The 19,676-nt window shown below is 45.8% G+C and carries 16 protein-coding genes; 13 read left to right on the top strand and 3 right to left on the bottom strand.

What is annotated here, in order from left to right; translation table 11 throughout:
- The first annotated feature begins 52 nt into the window (after window positions 1-52).
- From AC58QC_RS17915 to AC58QC_RS17870, 10 genes are all read left to right on the top strand, one after another.
- The gene (locus AC58QC_RS17915; protein WP_497416488.1) at window positions 53-1,567 is read left to right on the top strand and encodes a glutathione ABC transporter substrate-binding protein; all 1,515 of its coding nucleotides are present in this window, start codon (window positions 53-55) and stop codon (window positions 1,565-1,567) included.
- 72 nt (window positions 1,568-1,639) lie between these two features.
- Window positions 1,640-2,560 (top strand): nickel ABC transporter permease, encoded by a 921-nt coding sequence (gene nikB, locus AC58QC_RS17910; RefSeq protein ID WP_497416487.1) that lies wholly within the window; start codon window positions 1,640-1,642, stop codon window positions 2,558-2,560.
- A gap of 15 nt (window positions 2,561-2,575) precedes the next feature.
- The gene (gene nikC / locus AC58QC_RS17905; RefSeq protein ID WP_497416486.1) at window positions 2,576-3,484 is read left to right on the top strand and encodes a nickel transporter permease; all 909 of its coding nucleotides are present in this window, start codon (window positions 2,576-2,578) and stop codon (window positions 3,482-3,484) included.
- 15 nt (window positions 3,485-3,499) lie between these two features.
- Window positions 3,500-4,498, top strand: coding sequence for an ABC transporter ATP-binding protein (locus tag AC58QC_RS17900; RefSeq protein ID WP_497416687.1), 999 nt, complete (start codon window positions 3,500-3,502; stop codon window positions 4,496-4,498).
- A complete protein-coding gene (locus AC58QC_RS17895) occupies window positions 4,479-5,444 on the top strand; it encodes an ABC transporter ATP-binding protein (protein WP_497416485.1) in 966 nt (321 codons plus the stop codon). Before AC58QC_RS17900 ends, AC58QC_RS17895 begins: the two co-directional genes overlap by 20 nt.
- An 83-nt stretch (window positions 5,445-5,527) precedes the next feature.
- Window positions 5,528-6,400, top strand: a complete 873-nt coding sequence (locus AC58QC_RS17890) for a LysR family transcriptional regulator (RefSeq protein WP_497416484.1) — start codon at window positions 5,528-5,530, stop codon at window positions 6,398-6,400.
- Between the two features lie 108 nt (window positions 6,401-6,508).
- Window positions 6,509-7,420, top strand: coding sequence for an arginase (rocF, locus tag AC58QC_RS17885; protein WP_497416483.1), 912 nt, complete (start codon window positions 6,509-6,511; stop codon window positions 7,418-7,420).
- A gap of 26 nt (window positions 7,421-7,446) precedes the next feature.
- On the top strand, window positions 7,447-8,646 hold the full coding sequence (locus AC58QC_RS17880; protein ID WP_497416482.1) for an ornithine--oxo-acid transaminase: 1,200 nt from the start codon (window positions 7,447-7,449) through the stop codon (window positions 8,644-8,646).
- A 10-nt stretch (window positions 8,647-8,656) separates the two neighbouring features.
- The gene (gene rocF / locus AC58QC_RS17875; RefSeq protein WP_497416481.1) at window positions 8,657-9,517 is read left to right on the top strand and encodes an arginase; all 861 of its coding nucleotides are present in this window, start codon (window positions 8,657-8,659) and stop codon (window positions 9,515-9,517) included.
- A 467-nt stretch (window positions 9,518-9,984) separates the two neighbouring features.
- A complete protein-coding gene (locus tag AC58QC_RS17870; protein ID WP_497416480.1) occupies window positions 9,985-11,388 on the top strand; it encodes an NAD-dependent malic enzyme in 1,404 nt (467 codons plus the stop codon).
- 367 nt (window positions 11,389-11,755) lie between these two features.
- On the opposite strand, the gene AC58QC_RS17865 is transcribed toward AC58QC_RS17870, so the two are convergent.
- Window positions 11,756-13,021, bottom strand: a complete 1,266-nt coding sequence (locus AC58QC_RS17865; RefSeq protein WP_497416686.1) for an erythromycin esterase family protein — start codon at window positions 13,019-13,021, stop codon at window positions 11,756-11,758.
- Window positions 13,022-13,357: 336 nt separating this feature from the next.
- Here AC58QC_RS17865 and AC58QC_RS17860 point away from each other — a divergent pair, with 336 nt between their 5' ends.
- A complete protein-coding gene (locus AC58QC_RS17860; protein WP_497416479.1) occupies window positions 13,358-14,341 on the top strand; it encodes a glycoside hydrolase family 43 protein in 984 nt (327 codons plus the stop codon).
- 105 nt (window positions 14,342-14,446) lie between these two features.
- On the opposite strand, the gene AC58QC_RS17855 is transcribed toward AC58QC_RS17860, so the two are convergent.
- Both AC58QC_RS17855 and AC58QC_RS17850 read right to left on the bottom strand, forming a co-directional pair.
- Complete coding sequence (locus AC58QC_RS17855; RefSeq protein WP_497416478.1) at window positions 14,447-15,055, bottom strand: hypothetical protein; 609 nt, start codon at window positions 15,053-15,055, stop codon at window positions 14,447-14,449.
- A gap of 264 nt (window positions 15,056-15,319) precedes the next feature.
- Window positions 15,320-17,545 (bottom strand): helix-turn-helix domain-containing protein, encoded by a 2,226-nt coding sequence (locus AC58QC_RS17850; RefSeq protein WP_497416685.1) that lies wholly within the window; start codon window positions 17,543-17,545, stop codon window positions 15,320-15,322.
- A 266-nt stretch (window positions 17,546-17,811) separates the two neighbouring features.
- On the opposite strand from AC58QC_RS17850, the gene AC58QC_RS17845 reads away from it, so the two are divergent.
- On the top strand, window positions 17,812-18,747 hold the full coding sequence (locus AC58QC_RS17845) for an ABC transporter permease (RefSeq protein WP_497416684.1): 936 nt from the start codon (window positions 17,812-17,814) through the stop codon (window positions 18,745-18,747).
- A gap of 42 nt (window positions 18,748-18,789) precedes the next feature.
- On the top strand, window positions 18,790-19,674 hold the full coding sequence (locus AC58QC_RS17840) for a carbohydrate ABC transporter permease (protein WP_497416477.1): 885 nt from the start codon (window positions 18,790-18,792) through the stop codon (window positions 19,672-19,674).
- Window positions 19,675-19,676 lie beyond the last annotated feature (2 nt).

The raw sequence follows: 19,676 nt of genomic DNA, 5'->3' as shown, positions 1-19,676 counted from the left end.
ATAGGGGGTAATTATTCTGAAGAAAATTTCATTTATTGTGTTTATGTGTACCATGTTGTTTCTTTCCGCTTGCGGCAGCTCGACGAATTCTTCCGGAACCAACACTCAAGCTGCAGTAGAGCCGAAAGATCTTGTTGTTGCCCTAGGCGCAGAGCCTACCGTTTTAGATCCGCAGGATAGCAGCGATGCGCTATCTAATAATGCGACTGAACTCGTATTTGACAAACTGGTCACTTTGGATAAAGAGGGTAAAATCGTGCCTCAATTGGCTAAAGAGTGGACTACATCCGCGGATGGAAAGAAAATAACGTTTAATCTTCGTGAAGGAGTTAAGTTCCAAGACGATACTCCATTCAATGCGGAAGCTGTTAAAATCACCTTTGACCGAGTTCTGAACAAAGACAATAAGCTGAATCGCTATTCGTTCTTCTCCGAGTTCATCGATAAAGTGAATGTGGACAGCGAGCTTCAAGTCAGCTTTGATCTAAAGTTCCCATTCGGTCCGGCTTTAACTTGTTTAGCACAAGCGGCCGGCGCTATTCATAGTCCGAAAAGTTTGCAGGAAAAAGGTAAAGGAGTCGGCAAAGCACCGGTTGGCGCAGGTCCTTTTATTCTTAAAGAATGGACTCCGGGTACGAAGCTTGTATTTGAACCCAATCCCAATTACTGGGGAGGCAAGCCGAAAGTAAAGTCGATTACATTTAAGCCGGTACCTGAAAATTCGGCACGATCCATCATGCTGGAAACAGGTGAAGCCGATGTGATTTCACCAGTAATTCCAACCGATGTAGACCGTCTAAAAGGGAACGACAAAGTGAATGTACTTGTCTCTCCGAGCTCTAGAAATCTTGAGTTCGTAATGAATACAACAAAGGCGCCTTTCAACGATGTGAAAGTGCGTCAAGCTTTGAACTATGCCATCGATAAAGAAACGATCGTGAAAAAAATCCTGTCCGGATACGGCAAAGTGTCTGAAGCTGCATTCTCCGAGTCGGTTTGGGGATATTCCTCTGTTGGTGCTTATTCGTACGATCCTGAAAAAGCAAAGAAGCTGCTTGCCGAAGCGGGTGTGGCGCCAGGAACAAAAATTCAGCTTTGGACGCCGGAAGGCCGTTACTTGATGGACCGTCAAATCGCCGAGTTTGTTCAAGGCAATCTGCAAGCTGTTGGATTATCGGTAGATTTTAAGAAATATGAGTGGGGAACGTATAAAACCATTACGACGAACCCTAAGAAAGACAATTACGATATCATCATGGATAGCTGGGGTGCTTCTACAGGTGATGCGGATTGGGCAGCGAGACCGCTTTTCACAACAACAGGCAGCAGCAACCTTTCCGGATTCTCGAATGCAGAAGCGGATGCTTTGCTTGACAAAGGTATGAAAACTACAAATCCAGATGAACGTAAGAAGACCTATAACGACGCTTTGAAAATCATTAAAGAACAAGCTCCATGGATTTTCGTATTGGATAATAAGCAGCTTACTGGAGTTCGCAAAAATGTGGAAGGCGTCTATACTTGGACGAATGAACGACTTATTTTGCGTGAGGCTGTGAAGAAATAAAAAAAATATAAGAATTTGGAAAATCGGGGGATGTAAATTCACATCCCTCGATTTTTACAAGGAGGCACAAGATTGTTAAGCTATATCATAAAGCGTGTACTGCAGATCATCCCCACCTTGATAGGTGTATCCATTCTTGTGTTTATTCTGATTCACTCCGTTCCAGGCGATCCGGCCCGGTTGAAGGCCGGTAATGAAGCCAGCGAACAGGATGTGCAGCTGCTTAGGGAGCGGTTAGGTTTAGATAAACCACTGTATATACAATATGGAAACTATGTGATTAATCTAGTGAAAGGTGACCTTGGAACTTCATTGCGCTCCGATCGGCCTATTCTAGAAGAAATCCTCACACGCTTCCCTACGACGATCATGCTTACTGTCATGGCTATTATCATTATGATTTTGGTCGGACTATTTGCCGGTATTCTCTCAGCGACAAAGCCGAACAGTTTCAGAGATAACGCTTCGATGATGTTCTCATTGTTCGGAATTTCCATGCCTGTATTCTGGTTGGGACTTATGCTGATTCTTATCTTTTCGTATTACTTGCAGATACTTCCTTCCGGGGGAAATGATAGCTTTAAATATTTTATTCTTCCCTCGATCGCTATCGGTTTATCTTCTTCGGCTATCCTGGCCCGTCTGACACGTTCCAGCATATTGGAAGTCATTCATCAAGATTTTGTTCGTACCGCGCGAGCGAAAGGCGTTAAGGAAAAGCTAGTAATCTATAAGCATACGTTGAAAAATGCATTAATTCCGATTATTACGATCATTGGATTGGAATTCGGTCATTTATTGGGGGGAGCGGTTCTTGCGGAGACGGTATTCTCCATGAACGGACTGGGACGTTTTGTGATTCAATCCATTCAGTTTAGAGACTATCCGGCGATTCAGGGCTGCGTTCTGTTTATTGCGACGATCTTTGTCTTAGTGAATTTGGTCGTTGACCTTTGTTACAGCTTAGTAGACCCTCGGGTGAAATACGAGTAAAAAAGGAGCGTCTTTATGAGTCAGTCAGAAGCAACAGCTGGACAAGAATTACAGAAACATTCGACCCAGCAGGTTTATGCCCCTCGTTCGCCGTGGAGTATGATGGTGAGCCGTTTTAAAAAGAATAAGCGGGCAATGGTTGGACTTTGGATGGCTGGCATCTTTGTCATCGTCGCGCTCTTGGCGCGCTGGATTGCTCCCTATGATCCTTTTGCTCAAAACATGCAGGTGATGCTGGAATCACCTAGCTTAAGCCATCCGTTCGGCACAGATGAGTTCGGACGGGATATTCTATCAAGAATTATTTACGGTGCGCAAATATCTTTGATGATCGGTGTTGTGGGGGTGCTGATATCCGTCATTTTCGGCGTCGCTTTAGGAACAATCTCCGGTTATTTTGGCGGAAAGATCGATATGTTGATCAGCCGGGTCATGGATATATTCATGGCATTTCCGAGCTTTTTGCTTGCATTAGCCATCGTAAGCGTGTTAGGTCCTGGTATGATCAACGTCATGATTGCAATCGGCATTTTTTCGGTTCCGACGTTTGCCCGTATTTCACGCAGCTCCGTAATTGCCGTGAAGAACAAGGAATATATTGAGGCCGCCAAAGCGATGGGAGGCACTCATGCATTTATAATTTTTAATCATGTCATTCCAAACAGTATCGCGCCGATCATTGTTCTGTCTACCATGCGTATAGCAACGGCTATCTTGACTGCCTCCGGACTCAGCTTTCTGGGCATGGGAGCTCAGCCGCCGACGCCGGAATGGGGAGCTATGCTTAGCACAGGTAGGGAGTATTTAAGATCGGCTCCTCATGTTAGCACCATCCCGGGACTTGCTATCATGTTTATGGTTTTGGCTTTCAATATGCTGGGCGACGGCTTGCGCGACGCTTTGGACCCGAAGATGAAGCTGTGACAGGAGGAACATACAATCATGAAAAAACTACTGGAGATCAAAGGTCTCAAGACTTATTTTTATTCCGATGAAGGCGTTGTGCCGGCAGTGGACGGAGTAGACATCGTTATTCATGAGGGAGAAACGGTGGGTATTGTCGGAGAGTCCGGATGCGGAAAGAGCGTGACTTCATTAACTGCAATGAGACTGACCCCCGGGAAAGTAGTTGATGGTTCGATTGAGTTTAACGGGAAAGATTTGTTGGCGCTTTCAGACAATGAAATCAGAGCTATTCGAGGGAATGAAATGGCCATGATTTTTCAGGAACCGATGACGTCGCTGAATCCTGTATTTACAATTGGAAATCAGATCGGGGAAGCGGTCCAAATTCATATGAAATATAACAATAAGCAGGCGAGAGCGCGCGCGATTGAGATGCTTAAGCTTGTAGGCATTCCCCGGCCGGAGCAACTTGTGGATGAGTATCCGCATCAATTGTCAGGAGGAATGAGACAGCGGGTCATGATCGCGATGGCGATGGCTTGCAATCCGAAGCTCTTAATTGCCGACGAACCGACTACGGCGCTCGACGTAACGATCCAGGCGCAGATTTTGGATTTGATGAAGGAGCTTAAGGCAAAGCATAATACGGCCATTATGATGATTACCCACGATCTGGGTGTTGTAGCAGAAATGTGTGATCGCGTTGTTGTCATGTACAGTGGGAAAGTGGTTGAAGAGGGGGATGTGATCTCACTTTTCACTAACCCTATGCATCCGTACACGCAAGGGTTAATGAAATCGATTCCTAGCTTAGATTCGAATGAGAAACGATTGTATTCCATTAAAGGAAACGTACCGATTCCAGGCAGCTTGCGAGAAGGTTGCAGCTTTGCTCCTCGATGCGAGTTTGCCATGGCTGTCTGCAAACAAAAAGTGCCGCAGCTGGAAGAAGTCGAAGCCGGTCACTTCAGCCGCTGCTGGCTCCATTCAACCAAGCAAGGGGGGATTCAAGATGAAGCAACCGTTGGTTGAAGTGAAAAACTTAAAAAAATATTTTCCGATTAAAAAAGGAATCTTTGGCCGAACTGTTAGTCATGTGAAAGCTGTAGACGGACTGGATTTCACGATTTTTAAAGGGGAAACGCTTGGATTGGTAGGAGAAAGCGGATGCGGTAAATCGACGACGGGAAGAACAATTCTGCAATTGCTTCAGCCTACGGAAGGAGAGGTGCTGTACGAGGGGAAAAATCTCGTTGGCATGAATCCAGGCGAATTAAGGAAGCTGCGCAAAGATTTGCAAATCGTATTTCAGGACCCTTATGCCTCCCTAGATCCACGTTTAACCGTTGGTGAAATTATAGCCGAACCGCTAAACATTCATGGTCTTGCTCATGGAAAAGAAAAAGACCGTCGTGTGGAGGAGCTGCTGAATGTCGTCGGCTTAAGCAGCTACCATGCCAAAAGGTATGCTCACGAATTCAGCGGTGGACAACGCCAGAGAATCGGAATTGCTCGTGCATTGGCGCTAAACCCGAAGCTGATCGTCGCCGATGAGCCGGTATCTGCCCTGGATGTTTCGATTCAATCTCAGGTGATTAATCTGCTTCAAGATTTGCAGGAACAATTCCAGTTGACGTATTTGTTCATTGCCCATGATTTAAGCGTTGTAAAGCATATTAGTGATCGCATCGGTGTTATGTACTTGGGAAGAATAGTTGAGCTAGCTGATAAGCATGAGCTTTTTGAATCTCCGAAGCATCCGTATACGAAAGCTTTATTATCTGCCATCCCGATTCCGAATCCTTTAGTCAAGAAGGAAAGGATCGTACTGAAGGGGGATGTGCCTAGTCCTGCCAATCCGCCTTCGGGATGCACATTTCATCCGCGGTGCAGCGAGTGTATGGCGATTTGCCGAACGGAGAAGCCTGAATTGAAGGACGTTAATGGCCAATTTGTTGCTTGCCATTTATATAATTAGGTTATACTGGAAAAAGGTTGAGCCGTTCTAAACGTGACGTGTTCAGCCTTTTTTTTGTTTTTAAAAGTAAGGGGAGATAATCGATGGACTTCAAAAAATATAAAACGTTTCAAGTGGTAGCGGATACGCTGAATTTGACCAGGGCAGCCGATCATCTAGGCTATACGCAGCCGACCATCACCCTTCAACTCCAGTCACTTGAGAACGAGCTAGGGCATACACTGATTAACCGAGTAGGGAAGAAAACATTCCTGACGCCTGCCGGAAGGATAGTAAAGCAGTATATCGATCAGACGTTTAATTTGCTTGAGGAGATGGAGCAAGAGCTGAGAAAGCTCGAAAATCCGCATGGTGTATTGACGGTAGCCGCTCCGGAATTTTACTGTACTCAATATTTGTCGCTGATCATTCATTCCTATATTTCGCAAAATCCGCAGGTTAAGCTGCAGCTTTTCTCTTGCGACAGCAATGATGCCATGAAGAAGGTCGCCGCGAATGAAGCTGATTTGGCGATCATTGCCGGTCCTTGCGATTCCCCGATCATGGAGTCACTTCCGCTCGGTAAAGAGGATTTGGTGCTCGTAACGACTTGGGAGCTCTTCGAGAAATACGATGTGAAAACGCTGATGGAGAAATATCCGTTCATTACTTATAAATCAGGTTCCAACATCCAGCGTCTCGTGACTGAATGTTTGGAGGAGCATGAATTTTCCCCGGCATCCTATATCGAATGCGTTTCGGATGAAACGATCAAGCGAACCGTTCTATACCATACAGGGATAGCCTTGTTAGGTTCTGCCCTTGTAGAAGATGAGCTTCGCAAGGGGGCACTGGCGGAAATTCACCGCTTCCCCGGCAAAATTGAAACCTCCATGGTCATATTGAAAAACCGGCTGGATGAAAAAAATATTCATTCCTTCGCCGAGATAGTCAATAGGATTTGGACGGAGATGTAAGCTCACATCATTGTTATTTCTAATAGTTACCATTGAATATTTCAATTTTTTCAATAATTGTCTGCGTGCTACAATTTCTATATAACGAGATAGAAAGAGGTGCCCCAGATGATTGCAGTGAAGAATAATAACATTTCGATTATCGGAGTCCCGCAGCAATATGGCGCAGATCGCAAGGGTGTGGATATGGGGCCTGGCGCGATCAGAGGATCAAATGTACATCAAAGACTGGAGTCGCTTGGTTATAAGATTCAAGATTTAGGCGACATACATGTAAATAGATCGATAGAGGCGTATCAACCTGGAGAGAAGCTTAAGCATCTCAAGGAAATCAGGAATGTGAACAGCCAGCTGTGCGACGCTGTTTCCAAGGAAATGGGCAAAGGACAATTCCCTCTAGTGCTCGGCGGCGATCATAGCATTGCGATTGGCACGATTAAAGGAGTGTTACAGCAAATGAACCGGCTCGGCGTCATCTGGTTTGACGCTCACACGGATGTGAATACTCATGAGACTACGTACTCAGGAAATATTCATGGCATGTCTTTGGCAGCAGCTCTTGGATACGGTCATTCGGACCTTGTATCCATTGGTGGTATGGATAAGAAGCTTAGACCGGAGAATGTGGTCATTATCGGAGCCCGCTCCATTGATCAAGGAGAAAGGACTTTTTTGAAAGAAAAAGGCATTCGCGTGTTCACTATGCACGATATTGATCGATATGGCATGAAGTACGTAATGGATGAGGCGCTTCAAATTGTCACGAATGGAACAGACGGCGTGCACCTCAGTCTTGATCTGGATGGAATGGACCCTGTAGAGGCTCCGGGTGTCGGAACGCCGGTATCTGGTGGGTTGTCGTATAGGGAGAGCCATTTTGCGATGGAGATGCTTTACGAACAGAAATGTCTAGTCTCGGCTGAGTTTGTCGAAGTGAATCCGATGCTGGATCAAAACAACAAAACGGCTAAAACAGCTGTAGAACTTATTGGTTCCGTATTTGGCGAGCGGATTCTTTAATCATCAATTCCTTAGGAGCGTGGCATATGCATACGGAAACAACAACTAACAGCATTATTGAGCAAACCGATAAATTCGGAGCCCATAACTATCATCCATTGCCGATCGTCATTTCGCAGGCGGAAGGCGTATGGGTTGAGGATCCGGAAGGCAACCGGTTTATGGATATGCTAAGCGCCTATTCAGCGCTAAATCATGGCCACAGGCATCCGAAAATTATCAAGGCGCTTAAGGATCAAGCGGATAAAGTGACCTTAACCTCCAGAGCGTTTCATAATGACCAGCTCGGGGAGTTTTATGAAAAGCTTTCGACGATTACGGGTAAAAGCATGATTTTGCCAATGAATACAGGTGCCGAAGCAGTTGAGACCGCGCTTAAAGCCGTAAGACGCTGGGCTTATCAGGTTAAGCAGGTGCCTGCGGATCAAGCCGAAATTATTGTGTGCGAAGGGAATTTCCATGGCCGGACGATTGCAGTGACTTCTTTTTCCTCATCGGAAGAATATAAAGCAGGCTTCGGTCCTTTCACACCAGGCTTCAGAATCATTCCTTACGGCGATTTGGATGCGCTTAAAAAAGCGATTACTGGAAATACAGCCGCATTCCTTGTAGAACCAATTCAAGGCGAAGCGGGTATCGTCATTCCGCCGGAAGGCTTTTTGAAAGAAGCTTACCAGCTTTGTAAAGAAAACAATGTACTATTTGTTGCCGACGAGATACAGACGGGTTTTGGAAGAACTGGAAAGCGATTTGCCTGTGACTGGGAATCGGTAATGCCCGATGTCTATATCTTGGGAAAAGCACTTGGCGGTGGAGTTTTCCCGATTTCGGCAGTTGCGGCCGATCCGGAGATTTTGGGTGTGTTTAGTCCAGGTTCGCATGGTTCTACCTTCGGTGGAAACCCACTTGGTTGTGCGGTAGCAGTAGCAGCTATGGATGTTTTGAAGGAAGAGGCATTGGTCGAGCGCTCGGAGGAGCTTGGAGCCTATTTGCTCGAACAGCTTAAACAGATCAAAAATCCGCAAATTAAAGAAGTAAGAGGCCGCGGCTTATTTATCGGTGTTGAGTTGAACACGCAAGCTCGTCCTTATTGTGAGAAATTGAAAGAACTCGGCATTCTGTGCAAAGAAACGCACGAAACAACAATCCGATTTGCACCTCCGCTAACCATATCAAAGGAGCAATTGGATTGGGCAATTGAACGAATTAATCTAGTTTTAAAGTGAGGTGAGCAGGATGTCGAGCAACAAACAAGTAAGCATCATTCAAGTGCCATTCGGTCTTGGAGCCGGTCGACCGGGTGCGGAGGATGGTTCAGAAAGCATTATGCAAGCTGGATTAATCCGCCTTATTCGTAAGACGGAATATGAGCTCACTGGCGAATACAAAGTGAAAAGCCCGCGAGAAGTAAATGAAATGAGCAAGCTAGTGGCGAAGCAAGTCTCGCAAGCGGTTCAGAACGAATCACTTCCGCTTATATTAGGGGGTGATCACAGCGTAACGATCGGTGTCCTCGCTGGGCTGACTTCTTTTCGGTCGAACCTTGGCGTGATTTACTTTGATGCGCATGTTGGACTGAGAACAGAGGAAACAAGTCCGACGGGCCATGCCAATGGAATGTCGCTTGCAATCGCGCTTGGCAAGGCCCGGCTTAAGCTGAATGAACTTTCAGACAAGGCGGTCTCGATCAACAAGGAGAACGTAGTATTGATTGGCGTTCGTGAGATCGAGCTTGAAGAGAAGGAGCTCATGTTATCGGAAGGGATTGCCTGCTTTACGATGCATGATATCGACCGGATGGGCATAGAGAAGGTCATCACAAAAGCGCTGCAAATTGCCGGCAATGGGACTGATTGCATCCATGTCAGCTTGGATATGGATTGCCTCGATCCCTTGGAGGCACCGGGTGTAGGCATGCCGGTACCTGGCGGGCTGACTTACCGTGAGGCGCATTTTGCCTGCGAGCTGCTGGCAGAATCCGGCCGAATTTCGTCCATCGATGTAGTGGAAGTGAATTCGCTGCTAGATGAAAGCAGACGCACGGCACGGTTAGCTGTAGGTTTGATTGCTTCCCTCTTAGGAAAGCGAATATTGTAAATCAGAACCACTGCTGCATTAAACCTCATAAATGGAGACCGCTGCAAAAGTTGTATTTTTGAAAAACCAAAGAATTATAATGGTAACGCAAGTAAGTGAAAAACGATTCTATTTCGTTAAAAAACCTTGATTTTACGCGCTTTCGTGAATTGTCATTAACCATGTTACAGCCTTTAACCTCATAGGCGGCATGATGTAACGAGGCTCAAAATCATTTGTGCATATAAGGTTTCTTAAGGCTTATATCGTTAGAACACTTCTGTAAATTTATTGAGGCCTCTTAGGGTATTCTGAGAGGCTCCTTTCTTATAATAAGATATACTTTTAATCTGCAAAATTAGAAATACGCCTTCTGCGGGCAATCCAAAAACCGGATATATTTAGCGATGAGTGTGATAAAACTCTTCGAGACTTAACATCCCTTTTGTAATTCGAGTATAAAAAATAGTAGAACGGGGATATGTTTCATGGCTTATAACAGTATTATTCTGCGTCTGGAATTAAGTTTGAATCGAGTGAATTTTGGTGATGTAGCCTCTGCCATCAGTAAAGCCGGAGGAGATATTACTTCCATCGATATCATTCGCCCAGGTCATGAAGTTACTATCCGGGACATCACTGTTCATGTGGCTGATTCAGCCGAGTCCACGGTTGTGGAAGCGATAAAAACGATTGACGGCATCCGTCTCGTGAACGTGTCGGACCGAATTTTTCTTGCGCATCTTGGAGGCAAAATCTCGGTACAGCCGACACTTCCGATCAAAAACCGGGATGACTTGTCCATCGTGTATACGCCTGGCGTGGCTCGTGTATGTACAGCTATTCATGAAGATCCCCAAAAAGCTTATTCTTTAACGATCAAAAGAAATACCGTAGCTGTCGTAACAGACGGTACCGCTGTATTAGGCTTAGGCGATATCGGCCCGCACGCGGCCGCACCAGTAATGGAAGGCAAAGCGATGCTATTTAAGCAGTTAGCAGGGGTGGATGCCTTTCCGATCTGCTTGGACACGCAGGACACAGAAGAGATCATCCGCACGATTAAAGCGATTAGTCCGATATTTGGCGGAATTAATTTGGAAGATATCAGCTCCCCGCGCTGTTTCGAAATTGAAACAAGGCTTGCGGAAGAGCTGGACATCCCTATCTTTCATGACGATCAGCATGGGACAGCCATTGTTGTTATTGCCGGGCTCCTTAACGCTCTCAAAGTAGTTGGCAAACGGATGGATCAAGTCCGTATCGTAGTGAACGGCATTGGGGCAGCAGGCGTATCCATATGCAAAATGCTGCTGGCCGCAGGAGTGAAAAGGCTTGTCCCCGTTGATCGGGAAGGCGCTATCGTCCGCGGAGGCGATTACTCGCATCCAATGTGGGCATGGCTTGCAGAACAGCCTCAAGTCGAAGCTAATCCGGGCAACTTACGCGACATGATTAGCGGAGCGGACGTATTTATCGGAGTATCGAGAGGCGGACTGCTTAGCGGAAACGATGTGCAGAAGATGGCCCCGGACAGCATTGTATTTGCCATGGCAAATCCGGTGCCGGAGATTGATCCGAAGGAAGCGATTCCCCATGTTCGCGTGTTTGCTACTGGACGGAGCGATTATCCGAACCAAATCAATAACGTGCTTGTGTTCCCTGGTATATTCAGAGGAGCACTCGACTGCCGTGCGCGCCGGATCAACGAACCGATGAAGCTGGCAGCGGCACGAGCCATTGCTTCCGTTGTTTCCGAGCATGAGCTAAATGACCAGTACATAATACCGAGTATATTTAATGAACAAGTTGTTACCAAGGTCAGGAGTGCCATCGTTGAAGCAGCCATCTTAACGGGAGTTTCACGCCGCACACCGCCGGATTTCAGGTGAAGAAGAATGAAATAAACCTGATGGGATCGATGAGTGAAATTAGTAAAACGCAAGCCTGCTCGAGTTTAATCAATGACTCTGGTAGGCTTTTTTCTTTATTGTGGTAACTGGCAATTGAAATCACACCCATTTTTTCTGATTTCCCCCGAAATTTATCGAAGTACTCGAGAACAAACTCGTGAAACTTCTGAGCAAACGGAAATAATGCTTCTTGGACCAGGCTAGGCCTAACGTAATGTTGCCGTCGAGATCGCGATGTCGGAGGCCATTTCAGCCGGACAATTGCCTTGCGTGTGAAAACCGGTGAAGTCCAGCTTTCGATGACGCCGTTGAACTCCTAAATCGAAGAAAAAGTGCTTGTGTGTATTCACACAAGCACTTTTTCTATCGTTAGTGGACGAAGCGCATGGCTCTCGTCCACATGCACGAAAGCATTGTACCGCCGAGCCATCACCGAGGGAACGTAGTTCCCTCGCTCTGAAGTGGGGCGGTACACGACACCGATGGCACGGTGCCCCAGCACCTCGTGCCCGAGCAACGGATCCTCCTGGCGAAGCAGGAGGATCTGATCATGCGCGCCAGCGCGATGCATGAGCTCCTCCCAGCTGCCCCGCTGGGCAGCGGGCACTGGCATCGTCGCCATAGGCGCGCCCCAAGATTTCGCGGCAATAACGGTGCCGCGGTATGTGCCGAAGCCGATGGCGTACACATCGGCTTCGCCGTGCGCTTCGCGCACAAGCTGGCCAACGTTGACCATGCCGTCGGCCAGCATATCTGTTGCACGCGCATCGCCAATGTGCGTGTTGTGCTCCCAGACGATGACTTTGGCGTCTGGGCCATGATAGTCGGCGAGGCGGCGCAGCGCCTCGACCATGTGTCGGTCGCGGACGTTCCACGATTCCGCATCGTGTCTGACCATGGTGCTGTAATAGTCCTCTGCGTTTACAGCAACAAGGGCGTTCAGCTCCGCGCTAAGGGCGGCTTCGCTGTCTTCATCGTACAGCACGCGTTTCGCGTGAAGCTCCTTCAACAGCTTCACGACATCATCCTTACAGCTTTCGCCGTAGAAAGCTGCGGAAACGCCGTAGTTTTGCCCCTCTTTTTCATAGGAGTCAAAGCACTCAAAGGCTTTATGGGCCAAATCCAACTGCTCAGGCGTACCTTTTTCCTGTAAGTATCGTTCGATTTCTTCCAAAGACTCCCACAAACTATAGACGTCAAGTCCATAGAAACCAACGCGCTGCGTCATCGCTTTATCTTCATTGTGCTTTCGTAGCCAATCGATTAATTCCCCTACTTCTTCATTCGCCCACATCCAAGTTGGCCATCGATTGAACCCTTCCATCACCTCACGCGAGCTTGGCTTCGCATCCTTATACTGCTTCACATAGCGGTTAACCTCGTAGCAGGAAGGCCAGTCTCCCTCAACTGCAATAAAGGAGAATCCCTTCGTTTCAATTAATTTACGGCTTAATTCCATGCGCAGCTTATAAAATTCAGAAGTACCATGCGTGGCCTCGCCAAGTAAAACGTACTTCTTATCGCCAATTGCTTCAATTAACACATCCAAATCCTCAGAACTGTTCAACGGCACAGCTTGTTTCTTTATTTGTTCCACAATGTGTTCATCCATGTTCACTTGATATTACTCCTATTCCTTATGAATTTTCATACTTAGTATGCACAAAAAAACGCAGAAAAAAGCGCTTCACGGGGAAGCGCTTTTCTCTGGCAAAATTGGCAATACGCTATTATACACGATGAGAAATAAGAGAATAATCAACTGAATTAAGTAATATAGTGGGGAATCTATCTCAGAATCAAGAGATGTGCACCTGACGCGCCGAGAATGGTATGAGAGTCGAATCTGCCAATTTTCTACTTGCTTGTAAGATAGCAGCATTGCTATAATCAAGTTAGTAAGTTCAATGAATAAACTAATTAGCTCGATATAAAGGAGATTATGGATATGAATAAACCTGTAACGCCTAAACAGCCGCTAGTCACACACATTTTTACAGCCGATCCTTCCGCTCATGTATTTAATGGGAAAATTTACATTTATCCTTCTCACGATCTAGATCATGATGAGCCTTCAAATGATAATGGGGACCAATATAAAATGGAAGACTATCATGTCCTTTCCATGGATGATTTTAATTCTCCTTGTGTCGACCACGGTGAAGCGTTGCATTTGAAAAATATTCCATGGGCTAAGCAGCAATTATGGGCTCCGGATGCCGCATTTAAGAACAATACCTACTACCTCTTTTTCCCGGCAAGAGATCATGATCAAATTTTTCGCATCGGGGTTGCCACGAGCTCTTCTCCGACCGGACCTTTCACACCGCAAGAAAATTATATCCCGGGCAGTTTTAGTATTGACCCCGCTGTGTTCGTGGATGAAGACGATAAGGCTTATATGTATTTCGGCGGTCTGTGGGGAGGCCAGTTAGAGAAATGGCAGACGGGTACGTTTATTGCGGATGCGGCCGGTCCTGCTGGATCCGAGCCTGCGTTGGGACCGCAAGTGGCGGAACTGTCCGAGGATATGCTGACGTTCAAAGAAGCGCCTCGAGAAATTTCGATTGTCGATGAAGAGGGCAATCCGATTGTTGCTGGAGACGAGGATAGAAGGTATTTTGAAGGGCCATGGATGCATAAATACAATGACTACTACTATCTTTCCTACTCTACGGGTTCGACGCACTACTTAGTATATGCAATGAGTAAGAGTCCGACGGGTCCATTTGAATTCAAAGGCACGATTCTTAAGCCCGTTATTGGTTGGACTACCCATCATTCCATCGTACAATTTGAGGATAAATGGTACTTATTTTACCATGACAGCTCCTTGTCCGACGGCGTTGATCACAAGCGCTGCGTGAAATACACCGAGCTCAACTATAATGAAGACGGTACGATTCAAACGATTGATCCTTATAAAGATTAACTATCTGTATAGAAAAACCCCCAATTCAATTTCACGTTGAATTGGGGGTTTCATTATTGTCTGCATCGAGAACCGACAGAAGCAAGGGATGAATAGGCTTCCTAACTAATCGAATTGAACTTCCTGATCCAAGATGATCTCTTTGGGCGGTGCTTCCATCGGGCTGGCATACGGAATTAAGGCGAAATGCACGTCATCCATATTGTCAGGTAAGCACGGGCTGACGAGGTAAGTGATTTGCGTTCGCCCGCCACCGCCATGAGAGCCATATCTACGAACACTGTAAGGATGATTACTAATAACATCTAATAATAATTGAGGCCGAACGTGACCTATGTTCATGTCAGGTTCGATAAGTTTGATTTCAACGTAAACAATGCTGCAGTTTTGGTGCTGCATGGCATGTGTCAAAGCATATTCATAGCCTTCGACGACGGATTTCTTCATAATTGGCAAAACATGCACCAAATCGCCAAGTTCAGTCGGCATGACAGGGTAGTTAGTTTCATTTAAACTGTTAAGTAACCAGTTGATTTGCGGAATCTCAATACCGAATCGAGTTGACCATTCTTGAAGGACTTCCTTCTGTGGGTAAAATCGTCTGCCTTTTGCTAGGGATTTACGTTCCGTTAACAACTGAAGAAGGGATTCATCAATTATTTTCATTTCATCATTGTATTCATTAGGTATCCTTTGTAGTTCTGACCAAGCCATCGTCATGTACCTCCATCTTCCAATTGTATCCATTTATTATAACGGTTAATTGGAGGCTGGGAAAGTTCTGTGAAAACCTCATCTACTTTTCTGGACGCTGCCGAAACAATGAAATCGACGTAATGGGGCGTGGCATCAGGAGTTGGATCTGATCAACGGCAGGTTTCAAGCAGAAGATCTACGCATTACGAAAGAGGCGCAGGGAACTTATCCTGCACCTTTTTTGTCGTTCCCAATTTCATCGGGAAAATGGGACTTGTTCCATTATAGCAACCGTCGATATTCACTAGGCGTCACACCAGAGAACTTCTTGAATGTGCGGTTAAACGAGCTTAGCGATTGAAATCCGGTCGCTGTTGCGATGTCTTGGATTTTCATCTCCGATTGATGCAGTAAATTCATCGCTTGTTTAATGCGGAACTCGTTGACATAGTCGACGAAGTTCATGCCTGTTTTTTCTTTGAAATACGAAGACAAGTACCCGCCGGTGATGTTCAGCTTGCCTGCGACCAGTTCAAGTGAGATATCCTCGGCGTAATGCTCCTCCGTATAGGTGCCGACGAAGCTAACGATCTGATCACGCTCCTCTTTCTTCACCCGGACAAGCCGCGCCGCCTCTTTGACCAATGTTTCGAAATATTGCTCCAGCTGCTCTACCGTATGGATCGTGGAAATTAAGTCTGCTAGCCCGTACAATGCTTCATTATCGCTCATATGAAGCATTCGTATCACTTTGTCGGTTGTTTCCTCGGCGTAACGATGGAAACGTGCCGTCCCAATACCCTTTTTCTTCATTTGCGCCAATATGCGACGAAGCGACTGCATCGCTAGCGTATCGTTCCCTTCCTGCAAATTCACATTAAATTCATGCTCCAACGCAGCTGTCGGCAAGAAATACTTCTCATGAACTTGACCTGCTTCTAAGACACAGGTTTCATCGTCAAAAGGCCGCAGTTTGATCAACTGAACCACTTCCTCGTAAGCGGAGGTCATTTGCGATGCGTGATCGTGCCGTGAGCTAACGGCTATCGTAAAGAAACAATACTGGCTATCCGCTGCCAGCTCATCTTTGACTTTGTCCAACACATCCGTTAAGCGTGTGTCGTCTTCATCCAAATAAACGAGAGATAGTATTTGGTCCGACTCAATCTGGATTGTCTGCGATCTCTTCATCTCTTCGCTAATCGCCCGACTGACATACTCGTGAATAAAAGAGGTTGCGCGCTCTTCTTCGCCGAGAAGCTCCTCCCTAAACCGCGCTTTAAATGCCAATTGAAAAAGTACGAATCGAAACGGCCTTTCGTCCGGTTCGATCCCCTCCAGCGTTTCATGATGCCCGACACGGATGCGTTTGAGACGGTTCACAAGTGTATAAGAATGCAGGAGACTCTTTTTTTCCTCGAGATCGCTTAACGCTTTCTGATTCACCCGAAGCATTCTTCCGATGTTTTCATTAATAAATTCGAACTCATTAGTCCCTCTCTGATCCGAATCCTTCTTTTCATTTAAGTGACGAATGGACTCGACGATTTTTTTAACGGGGTTATTGAATCGCCTGCTCAAAAATATGGATACCAAGACACTGATCGCTATAGACACGACGAGCAACACTAGTAATGTAACGTTGAGACGAACGATTCGCGCTGAAATACTGGCGTCAGGCACGATGTTTATATACGTAAGACCACTTAACTCCCCCTTTTCATAAAAATAATAACTGCCTCCGCTTTTGGCCCATCCCTTTCCAGACTTTAAAGCAGGAAGCTCGCGTTTATCCGTTTGATCGGACGAGAATAGGGGTACGCCTTGCGGGCTTAAAATATAAAAGTTGTCGTTGATGGACTGATGGTAGGCTTTGTACAACTTTTGGACATCAATAAAAGCGAGCATGATGAATTCGGGATACAGCTTACTTTTGACCACATACGGAATGACCAAGCCAGTTTGTGAAATGGGAATGGTCTGGGCACTGGTGAAGGTAGCGGTTGGGTACAGTTTGGTACTGAACGGCTCTGTAAACTCCTTTTTCCAAAATTCGTAGGTATACTTCGGGTTCGTATAGTGCTCGGAGAACATAACATCCAAGCGACTTCCCCGTACTTGCTCTAGAACTAGTGAATGCTTGACATCATAAACAAATAAATTATTCAGAAATAATTGTTGATTGTTCACCGTTCTTCGCACATCATCCATGATTTGTCCGGCTGCTACATAATCAATATCTGAGCCTTTGAGATTCAGTAAATGATCATCCAGATACATGCTGACAATGACATTGTTCAACAATTGAAAATACTGTTCGAAACTTTGCGCCGTATGCGATAGATTAGCATCGTTGTAGGTAATAATTTCATCATGAATGCTTTTTCGGAACAGAATAAGCGAGACGACATTAAACGAAACAAACAGCACAATGATTGACAAAAAGCTGAGCAATAACTTCGTCAAAATGGAACGGGTATTGAGTTTTAACTGCAGTATGCTTCTCATCAATTGCCTTGTCCACCTCCAAGTTTCTGCAAGAAAACTCATTTGGTAAGTATCTACGAGATCGGGGTAGTATCATTTTCGAAAACTGTGCATTTTTACGAAAACCTGCAATTTTGCGTCAATTCCTAATAATTACAGATATTCAGGAAGCATTCCCCATTATAACATGGCAATATCAACACAAATCAAGACTATCTTATCCATTGCTTAGTAAAGGGGGGATTTCCAACTTGGACATCAATACGGCGGAAAAGGGTTTTCGCACTATGGCGGACACGGCCCGCAATACGAACAAAAAGCACTCAATTTCGGCTAGGTTATGGAAGGAACGCTATTTATATCTGCTGGTCTTACCAGGCCTCCTATATTTCATCATCTATAGGTACGTCCCGATGGCAGGCAACATTATAGCTTTTCAAGATTTCAGCCCGTTTCAAGGATTTCTGCACAGTGATTGGGTTGGATTGAAACATTTTAAGAAGATTTTCGAAGACCAAGAAGTCATTCGCGTTATTTGGAACACCTTGTACCTATCCTTTTTGCAAATATCCTTCGCTTTCCCGGTCTCGATCATTTTGGCCATGATGTTAAATGAAGTGCGTAACAAAATGTTCAAACGAATCATCCAGTCCATCGTTTATTTGCCACATTTCTTATCGTGGGTTGTCGTCGTTGGGATCGTGACTGTTTTTCTTAAGTCCGAGGGAATTGTTAATAAGCTGTTGCACGCACTGTTCGGCATGGAAGCAACAGCGTTCTTGACCTCATCAGGCTGGTTTATGCCGCTCATTGTGCTCGAAGTCATTTGGAAAGAATCCGGCTGGGGAACGATCATTTTCCTCGCCGCTTTAGCAGGCGTCAATCCGAGCCTGTACGAAGCAGCCGTTGTAGACGGTGCGAGCAAATGGCGGCAAATTTGGCACATCACCTTGCCCTCGATTCGAGGTACAATCGTCATCTTGCTTATACTTCGTTTAGGCAGTGTGCTTGATGTTGGGTTTGAGCAAATTTTCCTCATGTTGAATTCGTTAACCATGGAAAGAGGCAACGTTATCGATACTTTCGTCTATTTCAAAGGCATTGAGAAATCCGATTTCAGCTTTGCAACTGCCGTAGGATTGTTCAAATCTTTGATCGGTTTGGTTTTGATAGTCGGGGCTAACAAGCTGGCGAAACGGTTTGGCGAAGATGGTGTGTATTGAAGAATAGCTTCGTTTGTATAGCTTGCAGCAGGAGGTGTAGAATTGGCTAAGCTCAGATCGTTATCTGAAAAAACGGGAAATGCTTTAAATATCACGATACTCACCCTGGTTGGAATTGTTATGCTGTTTCCGTTTTACTATATGCTCATGATTTCATTAACTTCATATGCGGAATATGTAACGAAGGAATTTGTGCTTTTTCCAACGCATTTTGTATTGGATGCCTATCAATATATTTTTAACTCGAAAGTGTTTATGCGCTCGCTTGGCGTTACCGCTTATATTACTATAGTAGGAACGTTGTTCAGTTTGCTGCTCACCTCCATGATGGCTTATGCACTGACACGTGGTATTCTGGGGCAACGATTTTATATGTTCCTTGTGCTGTTTACGTTCATTTTCGGAGCGGGGATTATCCCCACTTATATGGTGGTCAAAGCGACACACCTGCTCGATAGTTACTGGGCGCTAATCATTCCTGGAGCGATAAATTCCTTCAATCTGATCGTATTACGTCAGTTTTTTGTAGGCATCCCGCAAGAGCTGACTGAGGCTGCCGTCATAGATGGAGCCAATGATCTGCACATTTTTTCGCGGATTGTTCTGCCGCTTTCCAAGCCTGCCTTGGCGGCTTTCGGTTTGTTTTACGCCGTAACCAACTGGAACATGTATTTCACCGCGCTTATCTATATCAGTGATCCAAGTAAATGGACTGTACAGGTCATTCTGCGGCAAATTGTGATCCTAAGCCAAAAGCTCGATTCCCTTTCCGATGGCCAACAAGCGGCTTTGGCGCAAAACGCGCCGCCACCTGAGACAATCGGCATGGCTGCAATTTTAATCGCGACGATCCCGATCTTACTGATCTATCCGTTTCTGCAAAAGCATTTTGCGAAAGGGGTGATGTTGGGTTCGGTCAAGGGGTGAGA

This window comes from Paenibacillus sp. J22P51 (assembly GCF_059692215.1).
Note: the sequence above shows the minus strand (reverse complement) of the source record. Positions and strands in the feature narration are given on the sequence as shown.

Excerpts from the sequence above, each read along its gene's own strand:
- AC58QC_RS17855 (WP_497416478.1), bottom strand. The coding sequence starts at position 15,055 with ATGGCTTGGTCAGAACTACAAAGGATACCTAATGAATACAATGATGAA.
- AC58QC_RS17850 (WP_497416685.1), bottom strand. The coding sequence starts at position 17,545 with ATGAGAAGCATACTGCAGTTAAAACTCAATACCCGTTCCATTTTGACG.
- AC58QC_RS17865 (WP_497416686.1), bottom strand. The coding sequence starts at position 13,021 with ATGGATGAACACATTGTGGAACAAATAAAGAAACAAGCTGTGCCGTTG.
- AC58QC_RS17870 (WP_497416480.1), top strand. The coding sequence starts at position 9,985 with ATGGCTTATAACAGTATTATTCTGCGTCTGGAATTAAGTTTGAATCGA.
- rocF (WP_497416481.1), top strand. The coding sequence starts at position 8,657 with ATGTCGAGCAACAAACAAGTAAGCATCATTCAAGTGCCATTCGGTCTT.
- nikC (WP_497416486.1), top strand. The coding sequence starts at position 2,576 with ATGAGTCAGTCAGAAGCAACAGCTGGACAAGAATTACAGAAACATTCG.
- AC58QC_RS17860 (WP_497416479.1), top strand. The coding sequence starts at position 13,358 with ATGAATAAACCTGTAACGCCTAAACAGCCGCTAGTCACACACATTTTT.
- rocF (WP_497416483.1), top strand. The coding sequence starts at position 6,509 with ATGATTGCAGTGAAGAATAATAACATTTCGATTATCGGAGTCCCGCAG.
- AC58QC_RS17880 (WP_497416482.1), top strand. The coding sequence starts at position 7,447 with ATGCATACGGAAACAACAACTAACAGCATTATTGAGCAAACCGATAAA.
- AC58QC_RS17845 (WP_497416684.1), top strand. The coding sequence starts at position 17,812 with ATGGCGGACACGGCCCGCAATACGAACAAAAAGCACTCAATTTCGGCT.
- AC58QC_RS17890 (WP_497416484.1), top strand. The coding sequence starts at position 5,528 with ATGGACTTCAAAAAATATAAAACGTTTCAAGTGGTAGCGGATACGCTG.
- AC58QC_RS17895 (WP_497416485.1), top strand. The coding sequence starts at position 4,479 with ATGAAGCAACCGTTGGTTGAAGTGAAAAACTTAAAAAAATATTTTCCG.
- AC58QC_RS17915 (WP_497416488.1), top strand. The coding sequence starts at position 53 with ATGTTGTTTCTTTCCGCTTGCGGCAGCTCGACGAATTCTTCCGGAACC.